General features: G+C 72.8%; 17 protein-coding genes and 1 pseudogene. 10 read left to right on the top strand and 8 right to left on the bottom strand.

The genetic code is table 11. From position 1 onward, the window contains the following. Window positions 1-2: 2 nt before the first annotated feature. Genes AB0F77_RS04715 through AB0F77_RS04705 form a run of 3 tightly spaced genes read right to left on the bottom strand, consistent with a single transcriptional unit; the run spans window position 3 to window position 3,726 of the window. A complete protein-coding gene (locus AB0F77_RS04715) occupies window positions 3-2,213 on the bottom strand; it encodes a xanthine dehydrogenase family protein molybdopterin-binding subunit (RefSeq protein ID WP_361941387.1) in 2,211 nt (736 codons plus the stop codon). Then, on the bottom strand, window positions 2,210-3,199 hold the full coding sequence (locus tag AB0F77_RS04710) for a xanthine dehydrogenase family protein subunit M (protein WP_361941384.1): 990 nt from the start codon (window positions 3,197-3,199) through the stop codon (window positions 2,210-2,212). Before AB0F77_RS04710 ends, AB0F77_RS04715 begins: the two co-directional genes overlap by 4 nt. 8 nt (window positions 3,200-3,207) lie before the next feature. Beyond that, entirely contained in the window at window positions 3,208-3,726 is a 519-nt protein-coding gene (locus AB0F77_RS04705) for a (2Fe-2S)-binding protein (protein ID WP_361941381.1), read from the bottom strand. 219 nt (window positions 3,727-3,945) lie between these two features. On the opposite strand from AB0F77_RS04705, the gene AB0F77_RS04700 reads away from it, so the two are divergent. Next, entirely contained in the window at window positions 3,946-4,302 is a 357-nt protein-coding gene (locus tag AB0F77_RS04700) for a metalloregulator ArsR/SmtB family transcription factor (protein ID WP_361941378.1), read from the top strand. Continuing rightward, on the top strand, window positions 4,299-4,946 hold the full coding sequence (locus AB0F77_RS04695; RefSeq protein ID WP_361941375.1) for an SRPBCC family protein: 648 nt from the start codon (window positions 4,299-4,301) through the stop codon (window positions 4,944-4,946). The genes AB0F77_RS04700 and AB0F77_RS04695 overlap by 4 nt, the downstream gene beginning before the upstream one ends. A gap of 423 nt (window positions 4,947-5,369) precedes the next feature. Here the strand turns inward: AB0F77_RS04695 and AB0F77_RS04690 are convergent, their stop codons facing one another. Next, window positions 5,370-6,779 (bottom strand): MFS transporter, encoded by a 1,410-nt coding sequence (locus AB0F77_RS04690; protein ID WP_361941372.1) that lies wholly within the window; start codon window positions 6,777-6,779, stop codon window positions 5,370-5,372. A gap of 169 nt (window positions 6,780-6,948) precedes the next feature. On the opposite strand from AB0F77_RS04690, the gene AB0F77_RS04685 reads away from it, so the two are divergent. Both AB0F77_RS04685 and AB0F77_RS04680 read left to right on the top strand, forming a co-directional pair. Continuing rightward, window positions 6,949-7,794 carry a helix-turn-helix transcriptional regulator gene (locus tag AB0F77_RS04685; protein ID WP_361941369.1) on the top strand — a complete coding sequence of 282 codons (846 nt, stop codon included), beginning with the start codon at window positions 6,949-6,951 and terminating at the stop codon, window positions 7,792-7,794. A 65-nt stretch (window positions 7,795-7,859) separates the two neighbouring features. Beyond that, the gene (locus AB0F77_RS04680; RefSeq protein WP_361941366.1) at window positions 7,860-8,423 is read left to right on the top strand and encodes a TetR family transcriptional regulator; all 564 of its coding nucleotides are present in this window, start codon (window positions 7,860-7,862) and stop codon (window positions 8,421-8,423) included. 24 nt (window positions 8,424-8,447) lie between these two features. Here the strand turns inward: AB0F77_RS04680 and lpdA are convergent, their stop codons facing one another. Both lpdA and AB0F77_RS04670 read right to left on the bottom strand, forming a co-directional pair. After that, complete coding sequence (gene lpdA, locus AB0F77_RS04675) at window positions 8,448-9,860, bottom strand: dihydrolipoyl dehydrogenase (RefSeq protein ID WP_361941508.1); 1,413 nt, start codon at window positions 9,858-9,860, stop codon at window positions 8,448-8,450. 120 nt (window positions 9,861-9,980) lie between these two features. Beyond that, the gene (locus AB0F77_RS04670; protein ID WP_361941363.1) at window positions 9,981-10,601 is read right to left on the bottom strand and encodes an isochorismatase family cysteine hydrolase; all 621 of its coding nucleotides are present in this window, start codon (window positions 10,599-10,601) and stop codon (window positions 9,981-9,983) included. Between the two features lie 251 nt (window positions 10,602-10,852). Here AB0F77_RS04670 and AB0F77_RS04665 point away from each other — a divergent pair, with 251 nt between their 5' ends. From AB0F77_RS04665 to AB0F77_RS04650, 4 genes and pseudogenes are all read left to right on the top strand, one after another. Further along, window positions 10,853-11,641 carry an SAM-dependent methyltransferase gene (locus tag AB0F77_RS04665; RefSeq protein ID WP_361941360.1) on the top strand — a complete coding sequence of 263 codons (789 nt, stop codon included), beginning with the start codon at window positions 10,853-10,855 and terminating at the stop codon, window positions 11,639-11,641. Window positions 11,642-11,799: 158 nt separating this feature from the next. Continuing rightward, entirely contained in the window at window positions 11,800-12,291 is a 492-nt protein-coding gene (locus AB0F77_RS04660; RefSeq protein WP_361941357.1) for a MarR family transcriptional regulator, read from the top strand. Window positions 12,292-12,353: 62 nt separating this feature from the next. Continuing rightward, window positions 12,354-14,006 (top strand): annotated as a pseudogene (locus tag AB0F77_RS04655) (MFS transporter); the annotation flags it as partial. A gap of 18 nt (window positions 14,007-14,024) precedes the next feature. Next, window positions 14,025-14,861 (top strand): carboxypeptidase regulatory-like domain-containing protein, encoded by an 837-nt coding sequence (locus tag AB0F77_RS04650; protein ID WP_361941505.1) that lies wholly within the window; start codon window positions 14,025-14,027, stop codon window positions 14,859-14,861. A gap of 25 nt (window positions 14,862-14,886) precedes the next feature. Here AB0F77_RS04650 and AB0F77_RS04645 read toward each other — a convergent pair whose 3' ends face one another. After that, window positions 14,887-15,381 carry a lamin tail domain-containing protein gene (locus AB0F77_RS04645; protein ID WP_361941354.1) on the bottom strand — a complete coding sequence of 165 codons (495 nt, stop codon included), beginning with the start codon at window positions 15,379-15,381 and terminating at the stop codon, window positions 14,887-14,889. A gap of 130 nt (window positions 15,382-15,511) precedes the next feature. On the opposite strand from AB0F77_RS04645, the gene AB0F77_RS04640 reads away from it, so the two are divergent. Both AB0F77_RS04640 and AB0F77_RS04635 read left to right on the top strand, forming a co-directional pair. Next, window positions 15,512-16,543: an ATP-binding cassette domain-containing protein gene (locus tag AB0F77_RS04640; RefSeq protein ID WP_361941351.1), complete on the top strand. Its 1,032-nt coding sequence runs from the start codon at window positions 15,512-15,514 to the stop codon at window positions 16,541-16,543. Then, window positions 16,540-17,388 carry an ABC transporter permease gene (locus AB0F77_RS04635; protein WP_361941349.1) on the top strand — a complete coding sequence of 283 codons (849 nt, stop codon included), beginning with the start codon at window positions 16,540-16,542 and terminating at the stop codon, window positions 17,386-17,388. The genes AB0F77_RS04640 and AB0F77_RS04635 overlap by 4 nt, the downstream gene beginning before the upstream one ends. A 14-nt stretch (window positions 17,389-17,402) precedes the next feature. Here AB0F77_RS04635 and AB0F77_RS04630 read toward each other — a convergent pair whose 3' ends face one another. Beyond that, a complete protein-coding gene (locus tag AB0F77_RS04630; RefSeq protein ID WP_361941346.1) occupies window positions 17,403-18,560 on the bottom strand; it encodes an AI-2E family transporter in 1,158 nt (385 codons plus the stop codon). Window positions 18,561-18,692 lie beyond the last annotated feature (132 nt).

The raw sequence follows: 18,692 nt of genomic DNA, 5'->3' as shown, positions 1-18,692 counted from the left end.
CGTCAGAGCAGGAGCCGGTCGATGGTGAGCGGGAGGCTGCGCAGCCGCTTGCCGGTGGCGTGGTGGACGGCGTTGCCGATGGCGGCGGCGATCCCGACGATGCCGACCTCACCGACGCCCTTGGTGCCGGTGGGGGTGGTGGGGTCGGGGGCGCCGACGAAGAGGACGTCGAGGTCGGGGACGTCGGCGTTGACCGGGACGAGGTAGTCGCCGAAGGTGGCGTTGGCGATGCGCCCGGTCGTGGGGTCGGTGAGGGTGTCCTCGAAGAGGGCCTGGCCGATGCCGCCGACGGTGCCGCCGATGATCTGGCTGCGGGCGGTCTTGTGGTTCAGGATCCGTCCGCCGTCGACGGCGGAGACGACCCGGGTGACGCGCAGCAGGCCGAGGTCGGGGTCGATGCGGACCTCCACGAACTTGGCGCCGAAGGCTCCGGTGGGGTGCAGACCGAGGTCGTCGGGGGCGGCCGGTGTGCTGCGGCCGTCGGCGGAGAGTTCTTCGAGGCCGTGGCGGACGAGCATGTCCGTGTAGGACTCGCCCTGTTCGGGCCGGCCGGTGCGGTGGACGCGCCCGTCGGCCACCGTGACGTCGTCCGGTCCTGCCCCGCGCAGGGGGGATTCGACGTCGTCGCGGACGAGGGCGAGGAACTCCCGCACCAGGTTGCGGGCCGTGGCGTGCAGGGCCGTGCCGAGGGCGCCGGTGAGCCCGGAGCCGCCGGCCTGCGGGGCGTAGGGCATGTCGGAGTCGCCGAGGTCGAAGCGGACCTGGTCGGTGTCCAGTCCGAGGAGGTCGGCGGTGAGCTGGGTCATGACGGTGTAGGTGCCGGTCCCGATGTCGGTGGCGGCGCTGCGGACGTGCACGGAGCCGTCGTGGTGGAGGGTGGCGCGGGCCTGGCAGGGGACCTGGTAGTAGGGGTAGGAGACGCCGGCCATGCCCTGGCCGACGAGCCAGTTCCCCTCCCGCATCGACCCGGGCCGGGGATCGCGGTCGCTCCAGCCGAAGCGCCGGGCGCCCTGGAGGTAGCACTCGCGCAGGGCGTTGCTGGTCCAGGGCAGGCCGGTGACGGGATGGCGGTCGGCGAAGTTGCGCAGCCGTAGTTCGAGCGGGTCGATGCCGAGGGCGTGGGCGAGTTCGTCGAGGGCCGATTCGAGGGCCCAGTTGCCCTGCGCCTCGGCGGGGGCGCGCATGGAGCCGGGGCACGGGATGTGGAGGCGGGCCTGCCGGTCGCGGGTGCGGAGGTTGGGGCAGGCGTAGGTGACGGCGGAGACGTGGGTGCACGCCTCGTAGTCGTCGTCCTCCATGGCGACCGAGGAGACGGCGTGGTGCTCGATGGCCGTGAGGCGTCCGTCCCGGGTGGCGCCGATCCTGATGTGCTGGTCGCTGGAGGGGCGGTGGCCGACCGAGGTGAACATCTCGGGGCGGGTCAGGACGAGTTTGACGGGGCGCCGGATCTGGCGGGCGGCGAGGGTGGCGAGCACCGTGTGGGACCACACGCGCAGGCCGGCGCCGAAGCCGCCGCCCACGTAGGGCGCGAGGACACGGATGCGGCTCTCGGGAATGCCGAAGACATGGGCCAGGGACGCCCGGACGTTGTGGGGCCACTGGGTGGAGTCGTGGACGGTGAGGGTGTCGCCCTGCCACGCCGCCACGGTGGTCATCAGGCCGAGGGGGTTGTTGGTGTTGTCGGGGGTGGTGTAGTCGCCCTCGACGATCGTGTCGGCCTGTTCGAAGCCCGCGTCGACGTCCCCGCGGTCGGTGTCCGTGCCCCAGGGGTCGTCCACCACGGGCGCCCGTGGATCGGCGACGTCGAGGACCGGTTCGGCCGTCTCGTAGCGCACCCGGACCAACCGGGCCGCGTGACGGGCCTGTTCGGCCGTCTCGGCGACGACGATGCCGATGTGCTGGCCGTGGTGCAGGACGCGGTCGTCCTGGAGCGGGGCCGGCGGTGAGCTGCCGAGCAGTGTCATCGGACCGCGTTCCAGCCTCGGCGCGGTCAGATGGGTGATGACGTCCAGCACACCGGGCGCGGCGACGGCCCGGGACACGTCGATGCCGATGATGCGCCCGGCCGCGACCGTGCTCGTGACCAGGGCCGCGTGCACCATGCCCGGGAAGGTGACGTCGTTCGGGTAGGGGGCCGCCCCGGTCACCTTCAGGGGCGCGTCCACACGGTCGATGCCGGCGCCGACGGCGCCGCGGGTCTCCAGGGTGGTCATGAGGGGGCTCCTGCGACGGTCTCCAGGGTGCGGACGAGGGTGCGTTTCGCCAGTTCGACCTTGAACGCGGTGCCGGGCAGCGGCCTGGCGCCGGCGAGGGCGGCCTCCGCCGCCGCGCGGAAGGACTCAGGGCCCGGCCGGGAGCCGCGCAGTACGTCCTCCGCGTCCCAGGCCCGCCAGGGGACGGTACCGACCCCGCCGAGCGCGATGTGCGCCTCCCGCACGGTCCCGTCCTCGATCACCAGGGCCGCTCCGGCGGAGGTGAGGGCGAACTCGTAGGAGACCCGGTCGCGGACCTTGAGGTAGTGCGAGCGGGCCGCCGCGGGCAGCAGGGGGATCTGGACCGCGGTGATCAACTCCCCGTGCCGCAGCACGTTCTCGACGTCGGGCCGGTCACCGGGCGGGAGGTAGAACCGCGTCAGCGGGACCACCCGCGTGCCCTCGGTGCCCTGCACGTGGACCTCGGCGTCCAGGGCCACCAGCGGCACGGCGAGGTCGGAGGCGTGGAGGGCGATGCAGTGGTCGCTGGTGCCGAGGATCGCGTGCATGCGCTGGAGGCCGGTGACGGCCGCGCAGCCGCTGCCGGGCGCGCGTTTGTTGCAGGCCGCCACCTGGGGGTCGCGGAAGTAGCGGCAGCGGGTGCGCTGGAGGAGGTTGCCGCCGACGGTGGCCATGTTGCGCAGTTGGACGGAGGCGCCGAGCAGCAGGGCCTCGCGGACGAAGGGGAGGCGGTCGCGGACGGCGGGGTGGGCGGCGAGCTCCTCCATGGTGGTCAGGGCGCCGACCCGGAGGGTGGTGTCGCTCGCGGTGATGCCGCCGAGGGGGAGGCGGGTGATGTCGACGAGGCGGTCGGGTTCGAGGACGCCGTCCTTCATCAGGTCGAGCTGGGTGGTGCCCCCGGCGAGGAAGGAGGCGTGCGGGTCGGCGGTGACGGTGGCGACGGCCCGGCCGGTGTCGTCGGCGCGGACGTAGGCGAAGGGGTGCACGGCGGCCCTCACTCTCCCGAGGCGACGTCGCGGATGGCGGCGCGGATGTTGTCGTAGGCGCCGCAGCGGCAGAGGTTGCCGCTCATGAACTCGCGGACGTCCTCCTCGGAGCCGGCCCGGCCCTCGGCGACGAGGGAGAGGGCGGACATGATCTGGCCGGGGGTGCAGTAGCCGCACTGGAAGGCGTCGTGGCGGGCGAACGCCTCCTGGAGCGGGTGGAGTTCGCCGTCGGTGGACAGCGATTCGACGGTGGTGATCTCCCGGCCCTCGTAACTGGCGGCCAGGGCCAGGCAGGACACGATCCGCCGGCCGTCGACCAGCACGGTGCACGCTCCGCACGCACCCTGGTCGCAGCCCTTCTTCGCCCCCGTCAGACCCACGTGGTCGCGCAACGCGTCCAGCAGCGTCACCCGCGCGTCGATCCGGAGTCGGTGGGGCGTGCCGTTCACGTACAGGGTGATCTCGACCTGGGGGGCTTCCCGCGGCGCGGTCCTGGACGGGGGCGCAGCGGTCTCCACGTGTTTCATGGCGTCTCGATTCTCGGTCGCTCGAATTCCCGCGCGGCCGTCGTCCGTCCGGGTGGGGACCCGGACCCTTCGCACTGCGTGGAACCGCCGTGACAAGGTGTACCGACGACCCGAATGTCCGAATACGAGCAGCCTGGACAAGGTACGTGCACGCGGCAAGTCGATCTCGCCATCGCATAAGCGTTGACTTATATAAGCGGTGGCTGGCATTCTCGCCGTGTGCACGCATTCGATGTGCTGGGAGATCCGGTGCGGCGCCGGATACTGGAGCTGCTGGCCGGGGGCGAGCGGTCCTCCGGCGAGGTCAGCTCCGTGATCCGGGCCGAGTTCGGGATCTCCCAGCCCGCCGTGTCGCAGCACCTCAAGGTGTTGCGCGAGACCGGCTTCGCGTCCGTCCGGGCCGAGGGCACCAGACGGCTGTACGCCGTGGAGTCCGCGCCCCTGCGCGAGGTCGACGTCTGGCTCGACCGGTTCCGCGGTTTCTGGGAACAGCGACTGGACGCGCTGGACACCGAGTTGGCCCGCGGCAGACGCGAGCGCCGCGGCCGAGCGAACGACGAGGAAGAGCACCCATGAGCGACATGGTCGACCGGATCAACGACATCCACCGGGCGGTGGGACGGCGGGCCGTGGCCGAGGGCGAGGCCCGCACCGTCCTGCTGCGCCGCACGTACGACGCCCCGGCCGAGGACGTGTGGGACGCATGCACGGACCCGGAGCGGATCGGCCGCTGGTTCCTGCCGGTCAGCGGCGACCTCGTGCTGGGCGGCCGTTACCAGTTGGAGGGCAACGCGGGCGGGGAGGTCCTGGAGTGCGAGCCGCCCAGGAGGCTCAAGATCAGCTGGGAGATGGGTGAGCAGCCCGGATTCAGCGAGGTCGAGGTCCGGCTCACCCCGGAGGGCGCCGAACGCACCGTGTTCGAACTGGAACACGTCGCGGTCGTCCCGCCGGACTTCTGGGACACCTACGGCCCCGGCGCGGTCGGCGTCGGCTGGGACATGACCCTGCTGGGGCTCGGACTGCACCTGGAGGGCCGCGAGATCGGCCCCGGCGGCGTCGAGGAGTGGGAGCGGACCGGCGACGCCCGCACCTGCATGACCCGCAGCAGCGAGGCATGGGGCGAGGCGTACGCGGCATCGGGCGCACCGCCCGCCGAGGTCACGGCCACGGTGACCGCCACCACGGCGTTCTACGTGCCGCGGCGTGAGGACGACGCGTAGGGGGCCCCGACGCTCCGGGGCCGGGGCCGGATCCCTACCGGGGGAGCCCAATCCGGGGAGCTCGACCCGGGGGAGCCCGATCCGGCCTCGGACTGGTCCCGGCCCTGCTCCGGGCCGACCCCGGCCTTGCTCCGGGCCGACCCCGGCCCCGGCCCAGCCAGGGTCCGGCCCAGCCAGGGTCCGGCCTCGGGGCAGCCACCGGCCGACCCCGGTCCGGCGACCGACGAGCCACAGCCGCGACGGCGGCGGCGCGGGCCTCGGTCTCGCCCTGGCCCGCGACATCGCCCACCACCACGCGGGCACCCTCACCCTGACGGACGCCCCCAGGGGGCGCCGCCTTCCACCTCCGCCTGCCCCGGACGGACTGACCCCGAGGCCGGTGCCCGTCGCCCGTCCGGGAGCGCGGCGGTGTCGCGGCGGTGTTCAGGACCGTGCGGCCCTGCGGGTCGCCGCGGCGATCACCAGGGCCGCCACGAAGGCGAGCGCCGACAGGAGGGCCGCCGTGAGCAGGGCCGGGCGGGCGCCGGGCAGGAAGACACCGGGGACGGCGTGGCTGGCGTACACCGTCACCACCACCGCGAGGCCCGTCGCCGCGCCGAGCTGCTGGGTCGTCTGGAGCATGCCCGAGACGGAGCCCGCGCGCTCGGCCGGTACGTCCTTCATGGCCAGCGCGGTCACCGGCATCATCACCGAGCCGATCGCCAGGCCGTCGAGCAGCAGCGGCAGGAACGCCGTGCCGAGGTAGTCGTCCGAGGCGTTCACCCGGGTCGCGAGCAGGACGAGCGCGACGGCCTGGAGCGCGGTGCCGGCCAGGATCAGCGGGCTCGCGCCGAACCGCCGTACCAGCTTCGGCGCCACCCGCGACATCACGAAGATGCCGACGCTCATGGGCAGGAAGCCGAGACCGGCCTCCAGCGGGTCGAGGCCGAGCGACTGGAGGAACTGCACGGTCAGGTAGAACGTCGACATCTGCGCGCCGATGACGAAGGTGTTGGCCAGCAGCGCGGCCGTGCGCGAGGGGCCGCGCAGCAGGGAGAGGTCGATCATCGCGTGCGGGGAGCGCCGTTCCGCGATCCACAGCAGGAGCAGCAGCACGGCGCCGGCGATCAGACCCACGACCGTACGCGGATCGCCCCACCCGTGGTCCGGCGCGCTGACCAGGGCGAACACCAGAGCTCCCGAGCCGAGTGTGGCGGTGAGCGCACCGGCGACGTCGAACCGTCCGGCGTGCCGTTGCGTCTCGACCACGAAGCGCGGCGCGAGCAGCAGCACCGCGACGCCGATGGGCACGTTGATCAGCAGCGTCCAGCGCCAGGACGCGACCTCGGTGATCGCGCCGCCGAGCACCAGCCCCAGGGTCAGGCCGCCGGAGGTGACCGCGGCGAACAGCGCGAACGCCCGGTGCCGCGCCGACTCGTCGGGCGCGTTCACGGTGAGCAGCGCGAGCACGCTCGGCGCGGTCAGGGCGGCGCCGACGCCCTGCGCCGCGCGCGCCACGAGCAGCACCCCGGCGGTCGGCGCCAGGCCGCCGAGCAGGGACGCCAGCACGAACAGCGCCAGCCCGATCCGGAACGAGCGGAACCGCCCGTGGACGTCACCGAGCCGGCCGCCGAGCAGCAGCAGCCCGCCGTAGGGCAGCACATAGGCGTTCACCACCCACAGCAGGTCGGCCGCGCCGAAGCCGAGGTCGCCGCGGATGTGCGGAAGGGCGACCTGGACGACGGTCGCGTCGAGGATGAGCATCAGCTGCGCGAGCAGGATCAGCGCCGTGCTGATCCCCGCGCGGGGCCGCGCCCGGCCGGTGCGGCCCGGGGCGGTGGTGGTCGTGGTCACGGAAGTGGGTCCTCACGGAAGAGCGGTGCCCGGGATCTCCGGACGCGCTCCAGCGTTCGCCGGGCGCCCTTCCGCAGCGAGAGGTCCGGATTGCCTAGGACCGACAGAACCACCCTTCCGCGCCCTGCGCCCCTGTCCGGGGTGGGGGCGCCCGGTTACCGTGGCAGGCATGAACACGGAACTGCGTGACTTCCTCCAGTCGCGCCGCGCACGGCTGACGCCCGGCGAGGTCGGCCTGCCCGAGCGCGGCCGGCGGCGCGTGGCGGGCCTGCGGCGCGAGGAGGTCGCGCAGCTGGCCGGGGTCAGCACCGACTACTACGTACGGCTTGAGCAGGGCCGGGGCCCGCACGTCTCCGACCAGGTCCTCGACGCCGTCGGCCGGGCGCTGCGGCTGGAGCCGACCGAGCTGGCCCATCTGTACGCCCTGGCCAGGCCGCCCCGGCGCAGGGCGGCGCCGCGCGGCCCCCGCCCGGTCCGCCGCAGCCTCCGGCTGATGCTCGACGGCATGGCGGGCCCCGCGCTGATCTCGGACTACACGACGACGGTCCTCGCCGCGAACGAGCTCGCCCGCGCGGTGTTCGGCTTCGACGACCGCAGCCGCGACCGCGCCCGGCACTTCTTCCTCGCGCCGGCCGCCCGCGACTTCTACCCGAACTGGGCGGAGGACGCCCACACCCTGGTCGCCGAGCTGCGGCTCCAGACGGGCCGCCGCCCCGACGACCCGCGGCTGACCGCGCTGGTCGGCGAACTCAGCATCAAGAGCGACGAGTTCCGCGAGCTGTGGGCCAAGCACCCGGTCCGGCAGAAGACCGCGGGCCGCAAGACCCTGCTGCACCCGGACGTCGGTCTGCTCGAACTCTCCTACGACCGGATGACGCTCGCCGACGACAACGACGCCCAGTTGTACGTCTACACCGTCGAGCCCGGCTCCGAGTCCGCCGAACGCCTCGCGCTCCTCGCGAGCTGGCACGCGACGGCGCCCGAGTCCCCCGCGATCGGCGCGGACCGCCCCTGACCGCCGCGCCGGGGGACCCGCGGGCGATGTGGACACCATGTCCGGTTGTTGAATAGGGTGGGCCCATGGACAGCCCCACCCCCGGCACCCGCCCGCTGCGCGCGGACGCCCGCCGCAACTACGAGGCGCTGCTCGCCGCCGGCCGCGCCGTCTTCGCGCGGGCCGGCACCGACGCGCCCCTGGAGGAGGTCGCCCGCGAGGCGGGCGTCGGACAGGGCACCCTCTACCGGCACTTCCCCAGCCGGGAGCACCTCTTCGTCGCGCTCATGAGGGACCGGGTCGACCTCCTCGACGCGCGCGCCCGTGACCTCCTCGACGCGCCGGACGTCTGGGAGGCGCTGGTGGAATGGCTGCGCGGGTACGACCGCAGCGCCACGGAGTACGGCGGCATGAGCGCCCGCGTCGGCGACGGCCTCACGGACGACGGCTCCCCGATGGCGGCGGCCTGCGCCCCGATGAAGAAGAGCTTCGAGCGCCTCTACGCCCGGGCCCGGGACGAGGGGGTCGTCCGCGCCGACCTCACCTCCGTCCAGCTCCTCGCCCTGATCTCGGCCCTGCCGAAGCACGCGCAGCACAACGCCTCCGAGGACACCTACCTCGACGTCGTACTGCGCGGCCTGCGTCCCTAGGGCCCGGGCGGTCGGCTGTCGTCGTCAGAAGTTGATCATGTGGTCCGCGAGGCCGTGGACCGCCTCCTTGACCGCCTCGCCCAGCGTCGGGTGGGCGTGGACGTTGCGGGCGACCTCGTGCACGGTCAGGTCCCAGCGCTGGGCCAGGGTCAGCTCGGGCAGCAGCTCGGTGACGTCCGGGCCGATGAGATGGCCGCCGATCAGCTCGCCGTACTTCGCGTCGCTGATCAGCTTCACGAAGCCCGTGGTGTCGCCGAGCCCGTGCGACTTGCCGTTCGCGGTGAACGGGAACTTCGCCACCTTCACGTCGTAGCCCAGCTCACGGGCCTGCGCCTCGGTGTAGCCGAAGCTGGCCACCTGCGGCTGGCAGTACGTGGCCCGCGGGATCATCACGTACTCCAGCTCCATCGTCTCCGCGTCCGCGATGGTCTCCGCGGCGACCACGCCCATCGCCTCCGCCGCGTGCGCGAGCATCAGCTTCGCGGTGACGTCGCCGATGGCGTACAGGTGCGGCACGGACGTACGGCAGCGCCCGTCCACGTCGATCGCGCCGCGCTCGGTGAGCCGCACCCCGGTGTTCTCCAGGCCGTAGCCCTCGACGTTCGGCGCGAAGCCCAGCGCCTGGAGGACCTTGTCGGCCTCCAGCGTCCGCCGGGCGCCGTCCTGGCCGGTGACCGTGACCCGCACGCGCGGCCCGGACTCGTCGATGGCGTCGACCCGGGTGGAGGTGAGCACGTCGATGCCCAGCCTGCGGTACTGCTTGGCGAGTTCGGCCGAGACCTCCGCGTCCTCCAGCGGCGCGACGCGGTCCAGGAACTCGACCAGGGTGACCTTCACGCCGTAGTGGTGCAGTACGTAGGCGAACTCGATGCCGATGGCGCCGGCGCCCGCGATGACGATGGACTCCGGCAGGTCGTCGGCGAGGATCTGCTCCTCGTACGTCACGACCCGCGCCGTGCGCCGGGTCCCGGGCAGCAGCTTCGGGGTGGCGCCGGTGGCGATGACGCAGTGGTCGAAGCCGATGACCCGGGTCGAGCCGTCGTACCCCGCGACCTGGAGGCTGTGCGGGTCGAGGAACGTGCCGCGGCCGTCGATCTCGGTGATCTTGTTCTTCTTCATCAGGAAGTGGACGCCCTTGACCCGGCCGTCGGCCACCCGGCGGCTGCGCCGGAACGCCTCGCCGTAGTCGAAGCTCACCTGTCCCTCGACCTTGATGCCGAAGGTCTTCGCCTCCCGGGTGAAGATGTGCGCCAGCTCGGCGTTGCGCAGCAGGGCCTTCGTCGGGATGCAGCCCACGTTGAGGCAGACGCCGCCCCAGTACTTCTCCTCGACGACGGCGACGCGCAGCCCCAGCTGGGCGGCGCGGATGGCGGCGACGTAGCCGCCGGGACCGGCGCCCAGGACCACGACGTCGAAGTGCTCGTCCTGCTCGATCACCATGTCTGGCGTTTCCCTCCGGACCGATGCCGCCCGCGAGGTCCGCGGGCGGCGCTTGCCCCCAGTCTGGTCCCGGGGGCGGCCGGCCGCGAGGGCGGCACGCGCGGGCCGGACGGCGCCCTACGCAAGGGACTTGACGAACTCGTCGGCGGTGAGGATCGCGTGGGCGTAGGCGGGGGCGTTGATCTCGAACGTCGCGTGCATCTCCTCGGGGCGGAAGGCCGCGACGGCGTCCCGGACGAGGGTGACGTGGTAGCCGAGCTCCTGGCCGAAGCGGGCCGTGGTGTCGATGCAGGTGTTGGCCCGCATGCCGATCAGGGCGATGCGCCCGATCCGGTGCTGCTTGAGCCGGAGGTCGAGGTCGGTGTGGGCGAAGCCGCTCGCGGACCAGTGCTCGCCGACCACGACCTCGCCGTCCCGGGGCTGGAAGTCGGGGTGGAACGTGCCGCCCCAGGAGCCCCGTTCGAACAGCTTCGTCTCGGCGGCGCGGGCCTGGGAGAGGGAGAGGTGGGCCCAGTCCGCGTAGTCGCCGGGTGCGGTGCGGCGGTGCGGGACGAAGAAGGTGCGCACGCCCGCCGCGCGGGTCGCGGCGAGGACCTGGCGCATGTGGCCGAGCAGATGGACGCCCTCCGCCACCTCCTTCGCACGCGGCCACAGCTTCCCGCCCTCGGACAGGAAGTCGTTGTAGGGGTCGACGACGAGGAGCGCGGTGCGGTCGCCGTCGTGGCCGTCGGTGGTCATGACCGTCACCTCGGATCTGTCGGGGCCGGCCGCCCGCCGCCGGCCGTGGGGTCGGCCGGCGGCGGGCGGCCGTACCGGACGGTGTCCCGGAGGACCACCGTACGCCGCCCCGCGCCACCGGGCGCGGCGGCCGATCGCCCGGCCCCGGTGACCTCGTGCGATGATCAACTGGGAGTCTCCGCCGCCCAGATGGTGTGCGAGACTTCATCGATCACTGATCTGTCCGGTCAACTCGCGTGACGGAGTCCGCTATGACGTCTGCTTCCCCCGGCCCCCGGAAGATCGACACGAGCAAGGCGCATCCCGCGCGGGTCTACGACTGGTTGCTGGGCGGCAAGGACAACTACCCCGTCGACGAGGCCGTGGGCGAGAAGCTGCCGGCCGAGGCGCGGGACGCGGCGCGGCAGAACCGCGCGTTCATGAACCGTGCCGCCGCGTGGCTCGCCACCCAGGGCATCGACCAGTTCCTGGACATCGGCACCGGCATCCCCACCGAGCCGAACCTGCACCAGATCGTCCAGGCCGTCGTGCCGACCGCCAAGGTCGTCTACACCGACAACGACCCGATCGTGCTGGCGCACGCGGAGGCGCTGCTCGTCAGCCGGCCCGAGGGCGCGACGGACTACATCGAGGCGGACGTGCGCCGTCCCGATCAGATCCTCGAACACGCCCAGGGCGTCCTGGACTTCGAGCGGCCCGTCGCCATGTCGCTGATCGCGCTGATGCACTTCGTCCCCGAGGACCAGGGGCCGTACGACATCGTGCGCAACCTGATCGCGGCGCTGCCCTCGGGCAGCTACCTCGTGCTGTCCCACGCGGCCTCGGACCTCTACCCGGAGCTGGCCCGGCAGGTCACCGAGGAGTACGCCAAGGGCGGCATCCGCCTCGGCTTCCGCACCCGCCCCGAGGTGGTGCGCTTCTTCGACGGCCTCGAACTGGTGGAGCCCGGGGTGGTGACGGCCCCCGAGTGGTACCGGGAGACCGAGGCCCCCGCCCCGGAGGGCAGCGGCATCTACGCGGGCGTCGCCCGCATCCCCTGATCCACGGCTGTCCCGGCGGGGCGACGGGCGACCACCAGGTCCGCCGGTCGCCCCGCCGTGCTGTGCGCACCCTTGCGCGCCGCCTCCATGGGCCCCGCGCTTCCCTTCTTACCTGCATTTAATAGGACCCCTATATAGGCATGTGATACGAAGGTGGAGTGGATCAACTGAGCTTCGGCCGGACCCCGGAGGACACCGCCCGGGCGCTGGCGGACGTGGCGTCGTCCGTGGTCAGGGCACTGGCCGGACGGCAGGGCCTGAGCTTCACCGCCGCGTCGACACTCGCGCGGCTGGAGCGCGGAGGGCCGTCCCGGCTCACCGCCCTGGCCCTCGCCGAGAGCGTCACCCAGCCGTCGATGACCCAGCTCGTGCAGCGGCTGGAACGCCGCGGCCTGGTGGAGCGCGTCGGCGACCCGGAGGACGGGCGGGTGACCCTCGTCGCCGTCACCGACACCGGACGCGCCGAGCTCGCGGAGCGCCGACGGGCCAGGGACGCGCGCCTGACGGAGCTGCTGGCGGCGCTCTCCGAGGAGGAGCAGCGGGAGCTGGGCGACGCCCTCGGAACCGCCCTGCCCCTGGTGCGGCGCATGCTGACGGCCGGTGAGGAAGCGGAGCGGACCGTGGAGCGGACAGCGGGGAGCACACGATGACCAGTGGCAGCACGACCGAGCCGACCGCCGGCCCCGCCGAGGGGCCCGCTCCGGGGCGCCGCATGTGGATCGGCGCCGACCACCCCCGCTACAAGTGGGTCGCTCTCACCAACACCACGCTGGGCATGCTCCTGGCCACCATCAACAGCTCCATCGTCCTGATCTCCCTGCCGGGGATATTCACCGGCATCCGCCTCGACCCGCTCGAACCCGCCAACGTCAGCTATCTGCTGTGGATGCTGATGGGCTACATGCTCGTCACCGCGGTCCTGGTGGTCGCCCTCGGCCGCCTCGGCGACATGATGGGCCGCGTCCGCATCTACAACGCGGGCTTCCTGATCTTCACGCTGACCTCCGTGGTCCTCTCCCTCGACCCCTTCCACGGCGGCGGGGGCGCCCTGTGGCTGATCGGCTGGCGCATCGCCCAGGCCGTCGGCGGCTCCATGCTGATGGCCAACTCCGCGGCCATCCTCACCGACGCCTTCCCGGCCCGCCAGCGCGGCATGGCCCTCGGCGTCAACATGGTCGCCGGCATCGCCGGGTCCTTCCTCGGACTGGTCCTCGGCGGCGCCCTCGTCACCTGGAACTGGCGCTCCATCTTCTGGGTCAACGTGCCCATCGGCCTCATCGGCACCCTGTGGGCGTACAAGTCGCTGCACGAGTCGGGCGTGCGCAGGCCGGGCCGCATGGACTGGTGGGGCAACATCACCTTCGCCGTCGGCCTGACCGCGCTGCTCGCCGGGATCACCTACGGCATCCAGCCGTACGGCGGCCACACCATGGGCTGGACCAACCCCTGGGTGCTGGCCGGGCTGATCGGCGGCGCCCTGATGCTCGCCGTCTTCTGCGTGGTCGAACTGCGCGTCCCCGAGCCCATGTTCCCGATGCACCTGTTCCGCGACGCGGCCTTCGCCGGCGGCAACGCGGCCACCCTGCTCGGCGCCGTCGCCCGCGGCGGGCTCCAGTTCATGCTGATCATCTGGCTCCAGGGCATCTGGCTGCCCCTGCACGGCTACGACTACGCCGACACCCCCCTGTGGGCGGGCATCTACATGCTTCCGCTGACCATCGGCTTCCTGGTCGCGGGACCCGTCTCGGGCGTGCTGTCCGACAAGTTCGGGGCCCGGCTGTTCGCCGCGGCGGGGTTCGTCGTGATGGCCGCCTCGTTCGCCGGACTGCTCGCGCTGCCCGGCGACTTCGACTACCCGGTGTTCGGCGCGCTGATCTTCCTCAACGGGCTCGGCGGCGGGCTGTTCGCCGCGCCCAACACCTCGATCATCATGTCGAGCGTCCCGGCCGACGCCCGCGGCGCCGCCTCCGGCATGCGCGCCACCTTCCAGAACGCGGGCATGGTGCTGTCCATGGGCGTGTTCTTCTCGCTCATGGTCGCGGGCCTCTCCGGCACCCTGCCCCACACGCTCGCCTCCGGCCTGACCGCCCAGGGCGTTCCGGCGGACGCCGCCCACACGGTGTCCGGACTCCCGCCGGTCGGCGTGCTGTTCGCCGCGTTCCTCGGCTACAACCCGATCCAGCACCTGCTCGGCCCGTCGATCCTCGGGCACCTCTCACGGTCCGCCGTCGACCGTCTGACGGGGCGCGAGTTCTTCCCGCACCTGATCACGCAGCCCTTCCACGACGGCCTGGTCGTGGTGTTCACCCTCGCCATCACCATGTCCCTGGCCGCCGCCGCGGCCTCGCTGATCCGCGGCCGCAAGCCGCTCACCCTCGCCGCGGTGACCGCCGCGCCCGCCGCGGCTCCTGCTCCCGCCGCGGCACCGGACCTCACGGCCGTCCGGCCGTCCGGCGCCGAACGCGAGGGCGTCCTGCGGGGCCGGGTGCACGACGGCGACGGCGCCCCCGTCGCGGGCGCGACGCTCACGCTCGTCGACCGGGGCGGCCACCAGCGCGGCCGGGCCCGCTCGCGCGAGGACGGCGGCTACACGCTCACCGGCGCCGCGCCGGGCGCCCATCTGCTCGTGGTCGCGGCGGACGGCCACGGCCCGCACGCCGTGGACGTCCGGCTGGGCGGCGCGCAGACCGTCCACGACGTGGAACTCCCGGCCGGGGCCGGGGGACTGCGCGGCACCGTGAGTGATCCGGACGGGAGCCCCCTGGCCGGGGCGACCGTGACGGTCAGGGACGCCCAGGGGGCCACGGTCGCCCGTACCGAGACCGGCGCGGACGGCACGTACGCGCTCCCCGGGCCGAGCGGGACCGTGACCGTCGAGGTGGGCGCCGAGGGCCGATGCCCGCGTACGGCGGAGGTCGTGGCCGGTCCCGGTGCGCGCCACGACGTGACGCTGGCGCCCGCGGTACGCCTCGCCGGCACGGTCCGGCACGCGACGACGGGAGCGCCGCTGCCGGACGCCCGGCTGACCGTCCTGGACGCCGACGGCACCGTCGTCGCGTCGGCCCTCACCACGGCGGACGGCACCTACGCCCTCACGGACCTGCTCCCGGGCACGTACACGGTGGTCACCAGCGGCTACCCGGCGGCCTCGACCCGAGTCACCCTGAGCCACCGCACCTCCACCACCACCGACCTCCACCTGACCCACACCCCCGACTGACGCTCCGCCCGCGTCCGCCGCGGCGTCAGCCGTGGTACGTGATGTACCCGTTGCCGTCGCGGTCGTCGCGGGACTTGGTGTACGCGTGCACGTCGGCGCGGGCACCCGACGGCTTGTACAGGTTGATGGTGTCCTTGTCGTTGTTCCAGAGGAAGTTGCAGTTCTGGCGGTACACGACGTTCTTCGCGTCCGAGTCGGTGCCGCGCCCGCCGCGCAGCCGCACGTAGTCGCCGGGCTGGAGCGAGTGGCCCGAGCGGAAGGTGAAGGTGTTGCCCGCGGCGTCCTTCACGACGTACCCCTTGAGGTTCACCGTGGAGGTCCGCGAGTAGTTCTTGATCGTCAGGTACTCGTCCTTGGTGTTGCCGCCGGAGCACTTGTTGGAGTCACGGCCGGGAGCGTCGTACTGCACGCCGGCGACCTTCAACGCGGACGAGTACTCGGCCGCCTGGGCCGGCACGGCGGTCACCACGGCGATGAGCCCGGCGGTGACGGCGACGGGCACGGCGATGCGTATGCGCATGAGGATTCCCCCCTCGATGGTGCGGATGGAGCCCGGTGAGCGCCGGAAAAAGGTGTGCGGTGGCCGATGAGTTCCTGGGAAGGTAAAGGTCTCCCCATGCGTATCCCAAGTACGCGGAAGGAACCGGCGCATGATCAAGAACATGTCCGGCCCGGCGATCGAGTGTGCGGGCCTGGTCAAGACGTTCGGTGGGACCAGGGCCGTCGACGGGGTGGACCTCACCGTCCCGGCCGGCACGGTCTACGGCGTCCTCGGCCCCAACGGCGCGGGCAAGACCACCACGGTGCGGATGCTCGCCACCCTGCTGCGCCCCGACGGCGGGCGGGCCCGGGTCTTCGGCCACGACGTGGTCCGCGAGGCCGACCTGGTCCGCTCCCGCGTCAGCCTTACCGGTCAGTACGCCTCCGTCGACGAGGACCTGACCGGCACCGAGAACCTGTTCCTGCTCGGCCGCCTCCTCGGCCACGGCAGGAAGGCGGCCCGGGAGCGCGCCGCCCGGCTCCTGGCGGCGTTCGGGCTCACGGAGGCCGCGGCGAAGCAGGTCAAGCACTACTCGGGCGGCATGCGGCGCCGCCTCGACATCGCCGCCTCCCTGCTCAGCGTCCCCGACCTGCTCTTCCTGGACGAGCCGACCACCGGCCTCGACCCGCGCAGCCGCAACCAGGTCTGGGAGATCGTGCGCGCCGTCGTCGCCGAGGGTACCACCGTGCTGCTGACCACCCAATACCTCGACGAGGCCGACCAGTTGGCGTCCCGGATCGCCGTCATCGACCATGGCCGGGTCATCGCCGAAGGCACCAAGGGCGAACTGAAGGCGTCCGTCGGCGCCGGCACCGTCCACGTCCGGCTGCGCGACCCCGGACGACGCGCCGACGCGGCGGACGTACTGGGCCGGGTGCTCGACGCCCGGGTGCAGCACGACCCCGACCCGGTCGCCCTCACCGCCCGGCTCACCACGACGGTCGGCGACACCGCGGCGGGCGAGGCGGCCCGCGCCCTCGACGCCCTCGCCCGCGCCGGCATCACCGTCGACAACTTCTCGCTCGGCCAGCCCAGTCTGGACGAGGTGTTCCTCGCCCTCACCGGGCACGACACCCACGACGGCAAGGGCGCGAAGGACACGGCCGACGTCAGCGACACGAAGGACGAGGTGACGGCGTGAGCACCGTGACGACGACCGACGCCCATGAACTCGCCCCCGTCAGCACGGAGTCGCTGGCCGCGCTGCTGATCGCGGGCGAGCGCCCGCACCGGCCCAGTGCCCTGTCGGCCTCGCTGACCTTCGGCCACCGCGCGATCCTCAAGATCAAGCACGTGCCCGAGCAGCTGTTCGACGTCACCGCGTTCCCCATCATGAACCTGCTGATGTTCACGTACCTCTTCGGCGGGGCGCTCGCCGGGTCGACACAGGAGTACGTGCAGTTCCTGCTGCCGGGCATCATGGTGATGTCGGTCGTGATGATCACGATGTACACCGGCGTCTCGGTGAACACGGACATCGAGAAGGGCGTCTTCGACCGCTTCCGCACCCTACCGATCTGGCGCCCTTCGACGATGGTCGGCTACCTCCTCGGCGACGCCCTGCGCTACACGATCGCCTCGCTGGTCATGCTCGTCGTCGGACTGATCCTGGGCTACCGGCCGGACGGCGGCGCGCCGGGCGTGCTCGCCGGCATCGCGCTGCTGCTGGTGTTCTCGTTCGGGTTCTCGTGGATCTGGACGATGTTCGGGCTGCTGCTGCGCACCGAGAAGTCGGTGATGGGCGTCAGCATGATGGTCATCTTCCCGCTCACCTTCCTCTCCAACGTCTTCGTCGACCCGAGGACGATGCCAGGCTGGCTCCAGGCGTTCGTGAACAACAACCCGATCACCCATCTCTCTGCCGCCGTACGGGAGTTGATGGCCGGCGCCCGGCCCGTGGCGGAGGTCTCCTGGACCCTCGGCTGGACCGGCCTGTTCGTCCTCGTCTTCGGCGCGGTCACCATGCGGCTCTACAACAGGAAATGACGGGGCGCCGGTCGTCAGGGCGGTGCGGCCCGCAGCGCGCGCAGCACCGCCCACACCACGGAGACGAGCGGCACGGCCACCACGGCACCGATCACCCCCGCCACGATGCTGCCCGCGATGACCGACACGGCGACGACCAGGGGGTGCAGCCGGACCGCCCAGCTCATCACCAGGGGATGCAGGACATGGCCCTCCAACTGGCCGATGACCACGATCAGCACCAGCACCGCCGCCGCCGTGAGCGGTCCCCGGCCCGCGAGCGCGACCACCGTCGCCACCCCGAGCGCGACGGGTGAGCCGACCAGGGGGACGAACGCGGCGAAGAACTCCAGCAGCGCGAGCGGCAGGGCGAGGGGAACCTGGAGCAGCAGCAGGGCCACGCCCACCAGGACCGCGTTGGTGGCGGCCACGATGATGATGCCGCGGGTGTACCCGGCGAACGCCCGCCAGGCCGCCCGCCCCGCCGTGTCCCAGCCCTGCCGGGCCCCGCTCGGCAGCAACTGCTCCCTCGCCCACGCCCACATCCGGTCACCGGAGTGGATGAAGAACACGGAGGAGAACAGCGCCAGCGCGCCGCCGGTCACCAGCTCGACCAGCCGGCCGAGTCCGCTGACGGCGCTGCTGAACAGATGGGCGCGATGGGTGTCGACGTAGTGCAGGACCTGGCGTTGCAGCTCCGCGAGCCGGCCGGGGCCGAGCCGGAACGGCGGCTGCTGGAGCCACTCCTCGATCCGGTGGACGCCGCCGCGGAACTCGCCCGTGAGCCTCGCCCACTCGCCGGCCACGGCGTTGCCCACGAGGGCCAGCAGCGCCAGCAGGACGAGCAGGCTGCCGACGAGGGCGATCGCCACGCTGAGCGGGCGGGGCAGGACCCGGTTCAGCTGGTCGGCGAGCGGATGCAGGACGGCCGTGACGACGAGGGCGAGGAACAGGGCGACGGCGACGAGCTGGAAGCGGCCGAGGACGGTGAACACGCCGTACACGACGATGCCGACGAGGACGAGCCGCCACGCGTAGGCGGCGGCCACCCGCAGCCACGGCACGGTCCACTCCGCGGAGGTCTTCGGCCGGGGCCGCGCCGGCAGGCGTGCCGGCAACCGCACGGGCGACCCCGGCCGACTCCCCAGCACGGTCCGACCGCCCCGACCCCGACCACCCGCTCCGCCCACCATGCCTCCGCCGACTTCCCGACCACCCGTCATCGCAAGGGCACGGTAAGCACAATCCGCACCGTCCCCCCGACAACACACCAGGGGAAGCCGCCCGGACCCGGACGGCACCCCCGGAGCCGCCCGCCTAAGGTG

The sequence above is a fragment of the Streptomyces sp. NPDC026672 genome (genome assembly GCF_040638185.1).
In the GTDB taxonomy this organism is placed as follows: domain Bacteria; phylum Actinomycetota; class Actinomycetes; order Streptomycetales; family Streptomycetaceae; genus Streptomyces.
The sequence above is the reverse complement of the archived record's forward strand: the minus strand, read 5'-3'. Positions and strand labels throughout refer to the sequence as shown.